The organism is Thermoactinomyces sp. FSL K6-2592 (assembly GCF_038006465.1).
In the GTDB taxonomy this organism is placed as follows: domain Bacteria; phylum Bacillota; class Bacilli; order Thermoactinomycetales; family Thermoactinomycetaceae; genus Thermoactinomyces; species Thermoactinomyces vulgaris.
Genome location: NZ_JBBOVH010000001.1, coordinates 906,270 through 918,590 on the forward strand (window position 1 = coordinate 906,270; position 12,321 = coordinate 918,590).

12 protein-coding genes are annotated in these 12,321 nt (G+C 47.6%); 11 read left to right on the forward strand and 1 reads right to left on the reverse strand.

The features are described 5' to 3' along the window. Positions 1 to 149 precede the first annotated feature (149 nt). From alaS to NYE37_RS04920, 11 genes are all read left to right on the forward strand, one after another. Positions 150 to 2,780: an alanine--tRNA ligase gene (gene alaS / locus NYE37_RS04870; protein ID WP_340711848.1), complete on the forward strand. Its 2,631-nt coding sequence runs from the start codon at positions 150 to 152 to the stop codon at positions 2,778 to 2,780. A 76-nt stretch (positions 2,781 to 2,856) separates the two neighbouring features. Beyond that, positions 2,857 to 3,114, forward strand: coding sequence for an IreB family regulatory phosphoprotein (locus NYE37_RS04875; RefSeq protein ID WP_037993255.1), 258 nt, complete (start codon positions 2,857 to 2,859; stop codon positions 3,112 to 3,114). Between the two features lie 15 nt (positions 3,115 to 3,129). Beyond that, entirely contained in the window at positions 3,130 to 3,588 is a 459-nt protein-coding gene (gene ruvX / locus NYE37_RS04880) for a Holliday junction resolvase RuvX (protein WP_049720393.1), read from the forward strand. Then, positions 3,588 to 3,914, forward strand: coding sequence for a DUF1292 domain-containing protein (locus NYE37_RS04885; protein WP_037993253.1), 327 nt, complete (start codon positions 3,588 to 3,590; stop codon positions 3,912 to 3,914). Before ruvX ends, NYE37_RS04885 begins: the two co-directional genes overlap by 1 nt. Then, positions 3,904 to 4,200 carry a DUF1292 domain-containing protein gene (locus NYE37_RS04890; protein WP_037993252.1) on the forward strand — a complete coding sequence of 99 codons (297 nt, stop codon included), beginning with the start codon at positions 3,904 to 3,906 and terminating at the stop codon, positions 4,198 to 4,200. Before NYE37_RS04885 ends, NYE37_RS04890 begins: the two co-directional genes overlap by 11 nt. Before the next feature lie 103 nt (positions 4,201 to 4,303). Beyond that, positions 4,304 to 5,377: an endolytic transglycosylase MltG gene (gene mltG, locus NYE37_RS04895; RefSeq protein WP_049720392.1), complete on the forward strand. Its 1,074-nt coding sequence runs from the start codon at positions 4,304 to 4,306 to the stop codon at positions 5,375 to 5,377. Positions 5,378 to 5,576: 199 nt separating this feature from the next. After that, entirely contained in the window at positions 5,577 to 7,379 is a 1,803-nt protein-coding gene (locus tag NYE37_RS04900; RefSeq protein ID WP_049720391.1) for a peptidoglycan D,D-transpeptidase FtsI family protein, read from the forward strand. 153 nt (positions 7,380 to 7,532) lie between these two features. Continuing rightward, entirely contained in the window at positions 7,533 to 7,859 is a 327-nt protein-coding gene (locus tag NYE37_RS04905; RefSeq protein WP_062843114.1) for a hypothetical protein, read from the forward strand. A 128-nt stretch (positions 7,860 to 7,987) separates the two neighbouring features. Further along, on the forward strand, positions 7,988 to 8,266 hold the full coding sequence (locus NYE37_RS04910; RefSeq protein ID WP_037993247.1) for a hypothetical protein: 279 nt from the start codon (positions 7,988 to 7,990) through the stop codon (positions 8,264 to 8,266). A gap of 148 nt (positions 8,267 to 8,414) precedes the next feature. Beyond that, positions 8,415 to 9,950, forward strand: a complete 1,536-nt coding sequence (locus NYE37_RS04915) for a glycine betaine uptake BCCT transporter (RefSeq protein ID WP_037993245.1) — start codon at positions 8,415 to 8,417, stop codon at positions 9,948 to 9,950. Between the two features lie 211 nt (positions 9,951 to 10,161). After that, positions 10,162 to 11,340 carry an NRAMP family divalent metal transporter gene (locus NYE37_RS04920; protein WP_082240550.1) on the forward strand — a complete coding sequence of 393 codons (1,179 nt, stop codon included), beginning with the start codon at positions 10,162 to 10,164 and terminating at the stop codon, positions 11,338 to 11,340. 29 nt (positions 11,341 to 11,369) lie between these two features. On the opposite strand, the gene purU is transcribed toward NYE37_RS04920, so the two are convergent. Further along, positions 11,370 to 12,257, reverse strand: coding sequence for a formyltetrahydrofolate deformylase (gene purU / locus NYE37_RS04925; protein ID WP_198241437.1), 888 nt, complete (start codon positions 12,255 to 12,257; stop codon positions 11,370 to 11,372). Positions 12,258 to 12,321 lie beyond the last annotated feature (64 nt).

Below are 12,321 nucleotides of genomic sequence, written 5' to 3' on the forward strand. Positions count from 1 at the left end.
CGTTATCCTTTAATGAGGTGACCGTGTTACATACCCGGCTTCCAAAGGACCGGGATTTGACGGTAATAAGGGTGGTACCGCGAGAACAGCCTTCTCGTCCCTGATCGAGGACGGGGAGGTTTTTTATTGGAAAAAGGAGGTAAGAGTTGATGAAAGCAAGTGAAATTCGCCGGAAATATCTTGAATTCTTTGCGGAAAAAGGGCACAAAATCGAACCCAGTGCATCGCTTGTCCCTGTGGATGATCCTTCTCTGTTGTGGATCAACAGCGGGGTGGCCACATTGAAAAAGTATTTTGACGGCCGGGTGAAACCGGAAAATCCACGGATCGTCAATTCGCAAAAAGCGATCCGTACCAATGATATTGAAAATGTCGGATACACGGCCCGCCATCATACGTTTTTTGAGATGTTGGGAAACTTTTCGGTCGGGGATTACTTTAAAGAAGAAGCGATCGAGTGGGCTTGGGAATTCCTGACCGATCCCAAATGGATGGGGCTGGATCCGGAAAAATTGTCCGTAACCATTCACCCGGAAGATGAGGAAGCTTACCGGCTGTGGAAAGAGAAAATCGGCTTGCCCGATGAGCGGATCATCCGCCTGGAAGAAAATTTCTGGGATATCGGCGAGGGACCGAGCGGCCCCAATACCGAAATTTTCTATGACCGCGGGGCCCATCTTTGTGATCCCTCGGATCCGGAGTGTTACCCCGGCGGTGAAAACGAACGGTATCTGGAAATCTGGAACCTCGTGTTTTCCCAATACAACCACAATCCGGACGGGACTTACACGCCCCTGCCGAAAAAGAACATTGATACCGGCATGGGGTTGGAACGGATGGCTTCGGTGATGCAGGATGTTCCGACCAACTATGACACGGATTTGTTCCAGCCGATCATCCAGGCAACCTGTGAGAAAGCGGGAGTGGCCTACGGGGAAAAAGAGGAAACCGATGTCGCGTTGAAAGTGATTGCTGATCATGTGCGGACCATTGTTTTTGCCGTGGGGGATGGAGCGCTTCCTTCCAATGAGGGCCGCGGCTATGTTTTGCGCCGCTTGTTGCGCCGGGCCGTTCGGTACGGACGGAAGCTGGGGATCAAACGGCCGTTCCTTTATGAATTGACCCCGATCGTGGCGGAGATCATGAAAGATTACTATCCGGAGCCGGTGCAAAAACAAGATTTCATCCAACGGGTCATCCGGGGTGAAGAAGAAAAATTCCTGGAAACATTGACCGAAGGCTTGCATATTCTTGAAAAGGTCTTGGATAAAGCAAAAACCGAAGGAAAACAAGAAATCTCCGGAAAAGAAGCATTCAAATTGTATGACACCTATGGTTTTCCTTTTGATTTAACCGAAGAAATTGCCCGCGAGCAAGGGGTTTCCGTCGACCGTCAGGGATTCGAAGAAGAAATGAAAAAACAACGGGAACGGGCCCGTTCCGCGAGGGAAGATGCGGACAGCATGCAGGTGCAAGGCGGTGTTCTCTCTGAATTGCAAGTGGACACGGAGTTTGTCGGTTATGAAAAAACCGAATGCCAGACCACCGTTTCCGTGTTGATTCATGAAGAGGAACGGGTTCGGGAATTGACGGAAGGACAAAAAGGGTTTTTGATCCTGAAAGAAACCCCGTTTTATGCGGAAAGCGGCGGGCAGGTCGCCGACCGGGGCGTCATTTTGTCCGGCCAGGCGGAACTGACCGTGCTGGATGTGCAAAAAGGACCGCGTGGTGAGCATGTCCACAACATTCAGGTTGAAAAAGGGACGATCCGCGAAGGAGAAACGGTCAAAGCCGCCATCCATCGCGATTTGCGCCAGGACACGGTGAAAAACCATACGGCCACTCACTTGTTGCACCAAGCCTTAAAAGATGTCTTGGGCGAACATGTGAACCAAGCCGGTTCTTTGGTTGCGCCGGATCGCCTCCGCTTTGATTTCACACACATCGGCGCGATGTCCGAAGAGGAAATCAAAGAAGTGGAACGGCGTGTAAACGAACAGATTTGGGCTAATAATAAGGTGGAAGTCATGATCAAGCCGCTGGACGAGGCCAAAGCGATGGGAGCCATGGCTTTGTTTGGCGAAAAATATGGCAGCATCGTGCGGGTCGTGAAAATTGACGACTACAGCTTGGAGCTTTGCGGCGGAACCCATGTGAAATTCACCGGTGAGATTGGTCTTTTCAAAATTACCGGGGAAAGCGGAATCGGTTCCGGAACCCGCCGGATCGAAGCAGTGACCGGGCGCCATGCTTATGCGTTCGTTGAAGAGCAGATCGGATGGCTCAACCTGGCTGCCCGGCAGTTGAAAAGCAAAGCGCAAGATGTTCCGGAACGGATTGAACAATTGCAAAACCGCCAGAAAGAGTTGGAAAGGGAAAACGAATCCCTCACGGCCAAGTTAAACCAGGCTCAGGTTGCCAAATTGCTGAATCAGGTGCAGGAAGTGTCCGGAGTCCCGGTGCTCGCCACACAAGTGCAAGCCGGCGGCATGGAACCGTTGCGCTCGTTAATGGACGATTTGCGTAAGCACCTCGAAGAAGGAGTCATCGTGCTGGGCGCGGCTTCAAACGGAAAAGTGTCCATTGTGGCTTCGGTCTCCCCCAAATACGTAAAGGAAGGGTTGCACGCCGGAAAATTGGTGAAAGAAGTGGCTGTCCAATGCGGTGGCGGCGGTGGCGGCCGTCCGGATATGGCGCAAGCCGGAGGCAAGAAACCGGAACAATTGCCGGCTGCTTTGGCCGGAGTCAGTGAGTGGATCCGCCGGCAAATGTCCTGTTAAAAACAAAGGATAATCCATTGCAAAAGGCGAAGGATTAAAGTGCGGATCTTCATAAGAGAGGGGTGTGAGATCATCCATGGATGAAACGATGAAGTTTAATTTCCGAGGTGGAAATGAGATCGACCCTAAAGATTTGTTGTTCCACGTTTATGAGGCCTTGAAGGAAAAAGGTTACAATCCGATCAGCCAAATTGTGGGCTACCTTATTTCAGGAGATCCGGCTTATATTCCGCGCCATAAAAATGCCCGTGCCATGATCCGGAAAATGGAACGGGATGAAATTATCGAAGAACTCGTCAAGCACTACTTGGGTGTGGAAAGGCAGAATCAATAAGAAAGGTATTGGAAAATGGATTTGGATGAACTCTCTTCAAAGCATATAGATGATTTCCCCCGGATTCTGGGACTGGATGCAGGAGACCGGAGAATTGGCGTGGCGGTCAGCGATGCATTAGGGCTGACCGCTCAGGGCGTCAAAGTCATTGACCGCAAAAACAGTAACTGGTTGAAAGAATTGGACCAACTTGTGGAACAATATCAAATAAAAGAGCTGGTTGTCGGCTTCCCCCGCAACATGAACGGGACCATCGGTCCCCGCGGGGAGTTGAGCCGGCAACTGGCCGAAGAATTAAAAAAGCGATATGGATATCCTGTGCACTTGTGGGATGAACGCTTGTCAACAGCAGCGGCAGAGCGCACCTTGATTGATGCCGATCTTTCCCGCCGCAAACGGAAAAAGGTGGTTGACCAACTGGCTGCGACATGGATTTTGCAAGGATATCTGGATGCAAAGAGGAGGCAATTTTAATGGCACATAATCATGAACCGGAATACTTGATCATTCCGACGGAAAACGGGAAAGAGGAAAAGTTTGAGATCTTATATACGTTTGATCATGATGAAACAGGCAAAAGCTATATGTTTGTCACGCCGGTCGACGGGGAACAAGGCGGGGAACCGGACGAACAGGAGCCTTACCAAGAAGTGATGGCTTTTCGCTATACCGAAGAGGATGGGAATTTGAATCTGGAAATGATTGAAGAAGAGAATGAAGAAGAATGGGATATGGTGGAAGAAGTGTTTAACACACTGGTGAGTGAATTGGAAGAGGAAAGTGAGGAAAATGAACAATAACAACCTGTCGGTTCACGGAGCAAGAGAAGTGAATATCTTGCGTCAGCAATATCCGGATCACATGGTTTCCAATGTCGAACCGGCCGGCACTCCTTACCGGATTGTCCATGAAGTTGAAGTGAACGGACAACACTATGCTTTGTTGCAAAAAGACGGCGATCATCCGGATGATCTGCACTTGTTTCATGTCAATCAAGGGCGCATCGAAGAAATTGAGGATGAGCAAGAGTGGGAAAATATTGCCGATGCCGTTGACGAAATGTTATATTTTCATGACTTTCAGTAAAAACGGGGGGAACCCCGTTTTCTTTTTGATAAACTGTGCTAACATAGAGAAGGGTTTCTTGTAATAAAGAAGAGATTTAATCAGAAAAAGGAGTCCACGTCTCATGAAATGGTTTTGGCGCATCTTCTTTACCATTGCGCTACTGGCCGGTTGGGGGATTCTGGGTTACTTCTTTATGGATTTCACTTTGGGCTCATCGGAACGAACCGAACCAGTGGCGGTGGAAATCCCTAAAAATACATCATTGAAGCAAGTCGGCAAGATTTTGGAGGAAAAGCAAATCATTCGCCGGTCCTATTGTTTCGGTCTTTATGTTTTTCTTAAGCAAAAGACCAACCTGCAAGCCGGGAATTACCTGATTGAGCCTGATGAAGACATCGATCGAATATTAGAAAAATTTTCTAAAGGCGAAGAAAACGTTGTTACGGTGACCATTCCCGAAGGATGGGATGCCATGAAAATCGCCAATCGCCTTGAAAAGGAAAAAGAGGATTTTGACAAAGAAAAGTTTCTAGATTTATTGAATAGTAAAAAACCAAAATATAATTTTGAGGTGAACATTCCCCAAAATCCCGACCGACCGTTTAAATTGGAAGGATATTTGTTCCCCAGCACCTATGACTTTCCAAAAACGGCTTCGGAAGAGGAAATCATCAACATCATGCTGGGCCAGTTTGCACAGCGTGTCGAAAAACTGAAAATTCGTGACCGGCTCAATCAAAATGAACCGGAAAAAGGCATGACGTTGGATAAGCTGGTGACAATTGCGTCGCTGGTGGAAAGGGAAGGAAAGGCAAAGCAGGAATATCCGCGCATTTCCGGTGTGATTTATAACCGGCTGCACAGCACCGATAATCAGAAACTGGGAATCGACGCCACTTTTTTGTATGTGACGCAGTTGAAGGAGGAATGGAAGGATATTCCTTTTCATCAGTTGAAATACAAACAGCACCCGTATAATACATATCAAGTCAAAGGTTTGCCGCCGGGGCCGATCGCCAATCCGGGGGAAGAAGCGTTGCGCGCCGCTTTGGAACCGGAACAGCATTCTTACCAGTATTATGTCACCAAGGGAGATGGCAGCGGCGAACATTACTTTGCCGAGACGTATGAGCAGCATAATCAGTACATCAAAATGAGTAATGCCAATCAAGCACAAAGAGAACAGAAAAATTAACAGGAGCAAGCTCTTGCATTTTTGCAAGAGCTTTTTTGGGCAAAAAAAGGGATTTTCTGAAAAAATTGCTGAACAGAAAGGACATCGCGATGAATAAATAATGGTTTATTTTCTTTTTTGGTATGAAAGACTGCTTTGATATAAGAAGTATACCCCGCTTTCATCCTGTCCAAGCTGATGAAAGAAGTGGGGTGTCATCATGAAACGAAATTGGCGAAGCATCACAGTCAGCTTGTTGATTTTGTCCATGTTTGCAGTGATTTTGGTTCGGTTGTACATGATTCAGATCGCCTCGGCGCGGTCTTTTGAAATTGTGAATAAACAAGTTGATTTGGTCACCATGGCACAAACGCGGCAAAACAAAGAAATTGTGATTCAAAGCGGTCGCGGGGACATTTTGGATCGCCATCAAGAAACGCTGGTTGGAGGGAACGATTGGCATTTGCTGATCTTTCCGCAAAGTGAAGAGCAGCTCAAGCTGCGCGAGGAGCAATTCAAACAGATTGCCGAATGGATCCATTATCCGTATGAGGCATTCCGACGCCAGTTGTTGCATCTGAAGTCTCCCGCGATCTTGTCAGGCATTCGCGGAGAAGAAATCACCCTGTCCCCCTTGGAGCGGGAGAGGATCGAAGCGATGAACATCCCGGGGGTGATGGTGGTTCAATCGGACCAGCGCATGACATTAAACCAAGTGGCGGAACAAGTGATCGGACAGATTGCCCGCAGTCCGCTCCTTTTGAAAAACCGGTATCAGGAGCAAGCCCAAAACGGAAATTGGCATCCCGAATCATTCATTGGAATCTCCGGGCTTGAACAAGCTTTTGAACCATTTTTGCACGGAGAAGAAGAGCATCTTTTAATTTATACCAAGGCACGGACGGGAAAACCGTTAAACGGGGTGCAGATGAAACGAAAAGATATTCAACGCGGATCCGGAGACCGGCCCAAGACCCTTGTCACCACATTGGACAAAGAGATTCAGCAAATGGCGGAAAACCTGTTGCAAGAAGAAAGTGTGGATGACGGTGCAGTGGTGATTCAGGAGATCTCTTCCGGGGATATCCTGGCGATGGCCAGCCGGCCGAAAGGAAATTCGGAAAAGGAAGGGGAAAATCATTGGGAAAACCGGGCGGTGATGGAGGCAACACCCGGCTCGATCTTTAAGACTGTGGTTGCGGTGGCGGCTTTGGATCAGGGATTGGTCCGCCCGGACACCACTTTCCATTGCAAAGGAAAATTGGATCAATATCATTTGCGGGACAATGATCCCGAAGGACACGGAAAAATTACGTTTGCCGAAGCTTATGCCAAGTCCTGCAATATTGTTTTTGGCACCGTGGCCAAAACACTCGGCCCTGAAAAACTGGAAGAGTATGCGAAGCGGTTGGGGCTCGGGCAAAAAGTGATCTGGAACGGCAAAGTGTTTCACGACCCGTCGTTTGCGCAGTTGGCTGAAGAGCAAACGGGACTGATTTTTGCTGATTCCACGAATAAAAAAGATGAAGGGGTTTTGGTGCAAACCGGGATCGGACAGCGCGATGTCCGGATGACCCCGGTTCAGGCAACCAATATGATCACTTCGGTCTTCCATCAGGGAAAAACCATGGAACCGCGTCTGGTGAAGGAAATCAAAGATGCTGAAGGGCGCATGTTATTTCGCTTTCGGGAGCAGACAATCGAAGGGGCCAAACCGCTCAAGCCGGAAACCGCCGCATCCGTCAAAGCGCTGATGCGTCAAGTCGTCACAGATGGCACGGCTTCATCGCTTAAAAATGCAACCTGGTCCCTGGCGGGGAAGACGGGAACGGCTCAGATCGGGGTGGACAAAGACCGGTACAACAAATGGATGATCGGTTTCGGCCCCGTGGAAACGCCGCGTTATTCGGTGGCCGTGTTGTTGCGTTCGGTGGATGATGCCGGTGATCAAAGAGCGATAAAAATCTTTGAAAAAGTGATGAACAATTTGGCTGATTTGGAAAAAAAGCGGGCAAAAGAGTGAAGGAATCCATAAAAATGCGGAAAAAAGAATAATTATTTCCGCGGGCGATGTGAAAGTTATTGGTTTCACAAGATGTTCTTCTGGTTGTTTTGTGATTCCTATCCGATTATGATATTAGTAGTATTGTAGGTTTTAAATAAAGGAGTAGAAATCATGAAAATCACCGTTAATTTATCAAAGGCCGAACTTGATTTAATTGAAGAAGCTCTTTTGCAATATCAAAATCTTTTGCTCAAATCAAAAGATCAAGATGAAATGGTCAATGACGAGTTAAAATTGGTGCGCCGCGTTTTGGAAGAGTTTGGGATGGAAGATTTGGAGGAGAATTCTCAGGATCAACCACAGTCCCAGCAAAAGGCATTGCCGATGCCTCCGGGCGGAAACCAATATCAGCCGCCGCAGGGCCAGTACGCTTCTCCCAATCAATACCATGGTCCCAATACCTTTGTAGCTCCCAATCAATATCCATTTTCTCGTTAAATGGATTCAGTAAATCAGCGCCTCTGATTTTCATACTCTTCAGATGGCGCTTTTATATTGGATGCCGGATCATGTTATGATGTACATGAACAAAGATGATTGGTGCATATGCCAAAGGGAGAAAGATGATGAAGGAACAAGAAGTGAAAAATATTTTAAAAAACTTGAAAGTCGGGGAATCGACTTATTTTTCGACGTCGAAGGATGAACATAAGATTGAAGTGGAAAGAGTGTTCAAAGGTTTGGACGAAGGTTGGATGGTGATTTATCAGGGAGAGCGCAAGGTTTTTAGTGATTTGGATGAAGCGGCCCGCTTTTTGTCCCAACATTGGGAAGTGAATATCAAAAAGCGTATGCAAAACCAATATCAGGAAATGAATGATTTGATTGATTTGGGAGAATACTGATCTTGAGAGGATTGGGGAAACAGATTCCTCAATCCTTTTTTTTATTCTCTTTGAAAAAACACGGTTTAAAAATCGAAAAACCGGGGAATATATCTTAATTATGAAACCGGAGCATTTTTACCAGTCTGTAAATAGGAAGGATTGAAGCATGAAAAAATTTACCAACGTCTTCATTATTTCAGTGATTATTTCCTTTGTCTTTATTTTGTGGGGGGGTGTCGCCCCAAAACATATTCTGACGGTCATGAACGATATCCAGACTTTTTTGCAGGATAAGTTTGGTTGGTTCTATTTGTTTTCCACCACGGCCTTTTTGATCTTTTCTTTATTCCTCATTTTCAGCCGCTATGGAAATATTCGACTCGGAAAGGATACCGATCGTCCCGAATTTGGCACCATTTCATGGTTTGCCATGTTATTCAGTGCCGGAATGGGGATCGGACTGGTCTTTTGGGGAACAGCTGAGCCGTTGTCCCATCTTTATCAGCCGATCTTTGCCCAACCAGGTTCCGGTACCGCCGCCAATGATGCGATGCGTTATTCCTTCTTCCACTGGGGATTGCATCCATGGGGGATTTATGCCCTTTTGGGATTGGCGCTTGCTTATGCAAACTTTCGAAAAGATGCTCCGGGATTGATCAGCCACACCTTTTATCCACTGTTGAAAGAGAAAGTGAAGGGGCCGGTCGGGAAAACAATTGATATTATTTCCGTTTATGCCACGGTGTTCGGCGTGGCCACTTCCTTGGGATTGGGGGCCATTCAGATCGGCGGAGGGCTTTCTTTTGTGACGCCGCTGGAAAATAACATCCTCACCCAATTCATCGCCATTGTGATTGTGACCGGCTTGTTTATTCTTTCGGCCACCACCGGGCTGAATAAAGGGATCAAGTACTTGAGCAATATCAATATTCTGATTGCGGTATTGTTGATGTTTTTTGTTTTGTTCACGGGACCGACCAAGTTTATCATGAATTTGTTCACATCCACGTTGGGGGCGTATATTCAGGAGTTGCCCCGGATGAGTTTCTATTTGGGGCCGTTTAATCCGCAGGCTAATGAATGGATTCAAAGTTGGACGATCTTTTACTGGGCATGGTGGATTGCTTGGGCTCCGTTTGTCGGAACGTTTATTGCCCGCATTTCAAAAGGGCGCACGGTGCGGGAATTTGTGATCGGCGTCCTCTTGGTGCCCACCTTTTTCGGGGCATTTTGGTTCAGCGTTTTCGGAGGAACCGGACTTCACATGGAGATGTCGGATGGTATTCCGCTTTTTGAACAGATGAGCGAGCAGGGAACCGAAGTGGCTCTGTTCTCGATGCTTTCCCATTTGCCGTTGAGCGGGATTATGATTGTGCTTGCCGTGATTTTGATCAGCACGTTTTTCATTACTTCCGCCGACTCGGCAACGTTTGTGCTGGGAATGCAGACGACGGACGGGAGTTTAAACCCTTCCAATACCGTCAAATGGATTTGGGGACTCATTATTTCCGCTTCGGCTTTGATCTTGCTTTACTCCGGCGGATTGGAAGGATTGCAGATGGCATCGATTATTGCTGCTTTTCCATTTGCCTTTATCCTGATCGGTGTGGCGGTTTCCTTGTTGAAGGCGTTCCGCCAGGAAGTGCCCAAAAGAAGAAGAGCGGGAACCCCGAAAGAGCCGGGATCGGCCAAAGCGAAGTAAGCATCTCGACTTGACTTGAAAACCACTTCTGAATGTCATTTCAGAAGTGGTTTTTTTAAACGGGGAAGGTGTTGGTGGCAAGCGGAAATATGTTAGTATGGAAAAGAAATAAAACCATTTAAAAGTATATTATTAAAAAACGGAATCTTTTTTTAATTCAATCCAATTAAAGGCGGTTGGTACGGTGCAGAAAAAAGTTTGGTTATCTTTGATGGGGGCCGCATTTTTAATGGCCACTTCTGCCGTCGGACCCGGGTTTTTGACACAAACTTCCGTATTCACGGCCCAATTTGGAGCCAGTTTCGGGTTTGTGATCCTGGCTTCCGTTTTGCTCGACATTGGAGCCCAATTAAATATTTGGCGGGTTATTGTTGTATCGAAGATGCGGGCGCAGGATATTGCCCATGCGGTCCGGCCGGGGCTCGGCCACGTTTTGTCGTTTTTGGTGGTGTCAGGAGGATTGGCTTTTAACATTGGCAATGTGGCCGGTGCCGGATTGGGGTTTGAAGTGTTGTTTGGTGTGGATGCGGTATGGGGAGCGGTCATCAGCGGGTTGATTGCCGTGATGGTTTTTTTGTCAAAAGAAGCCGGGAAAGTGATGGACCGGTTTGCCGTGTTGTTGGGATTTGTGATGATTGGGCTGACGCTCTGGGTGGCAGTGGGATCGCATCCTCCCCTGGGTGAAGCTGCGGTGCGCTCGCTGGTTCCCGATGTGCCCGTTGACGGGTGGAATGCATTTTTTATGGCCATTGTGACCGTGGTCGGCGGATCAGTTGGCGGATACATTACCTTTGCAGGAGGGCACCGCCTTTTAGATGCCGGATTGAAAGGAACGGAAGCGTTGCCGGAAACCAACCGAAGTTCGGTTTCCGGAATCATCATCACATCGGTCATGCGTTTGGTCTTGTTTTTGGCGACATTGGGCGTGGTTTCTGCGGGGGGAACATTAAGCGAAAGCAATCCGGCGGCTTCGGTGTTTCAGCTGGCCACGGGAGAGACAGGCTATCAATTGTTCGGTTTGGTCATGTGGGCGGCCGCCATTACGTCGGTGGTGGGAGCGGCATATACTTCCGTCTCCTTTATTCGCACTTGGCATGAAAAGATCGACCGTCATCACCGGTGGTGGACCGTTTGCTTCATCTTGTTGTCCACAGCGGTTTTTGTGGTGGTGGGAAAACCGGTGAAAATGTTGATTTTGGTGGGGACGTTAAATGGTTTTATTCTGCCACTTTCACTGGCCATCATCCTGTTTGCCGCCCGCCGGAAGGAGATTGTCGGTGAATACAGGCATCCGCTTTGGCTGACGGTCTTTGGCATCCTGGTCGCTGTGATCATGGCAACCATGGGATTGGTGGTCAGTGTGGAAGAGTTGCCGAAGTTGTGGTCATAAAGCAAAAAATCCCCTGTAAAGGGGATTTTTTATTCAAACACAATGGTTTTGTGATTGTGAACGATAATCTGGTCATTGATGTGCCATTGGACGGCTCTGGCCAAAACGATCCGCTCCAGATCGCGTCCGATTCGTTTTAAATCGGCGACTTGATGCCGGTGATTGACACGGCTCACATCTTGTTCGATAATGGGACCTTCATCCAAATCTTCCGTGACATAGTGCGCTGTGGCCCCGATGAGCTTCACCCCGCGGTTGAACGCTTGGTGATACGGTTTCCCACCGATAAAGGCCGGCAAAAACGAGTGGTGGATGTTAATGATTTGATTCGGATAACGGTCGATGATTTTACCAGGGATAATTTGCATATAACGAGCAAGGATAAGAGTATCCACTTGGTGTTTTTGAAGCAGTTCCAGATGGATGTCTGCGGCTTCTTCACGGTTTTCTTTGGTCACCGGGACATGATAATAAGGAATGTTGTGGGGTGTAACCAGATATTCCATGTCCGGGTGATTGGAAACCACCATGACAATATCGGCATTCAATTCTTTGATACTCCAACGCCACAACAGTTCCCGCAGACAATGGTCTTCCTTTGAAACGAAGACCGCCAGTTTTTTTCTTTCGGACGGATGTGTGATTTTCCAATCCATCTGAAACGGCTCTGCAATCAATGAAAATTGTTTCCGAAGTTCATCAATCCGTCCGGTCAGGTTGTCCATCAGAAACTGGACCCGCATAAAAAAGTGTCCGCTTTCCGGATTGGTTGAAAATTGATCGGAGTGCAAGATGTTGGCTCCGTTTTCATAAAGAAATTGTGTGATTGCAGCAATGATTCCTTGCTTTTCAGGGCAGGAAACGATCAGAGCCCCTTGGTTCATATTGACAGCAGTTTTGTTCGACGTTTGATTCATCCTTTTTCTCTCCTTTGGTGCTCCGTACTCACTCTTTACCTACTATAGTACGTTTGTGAAAGCA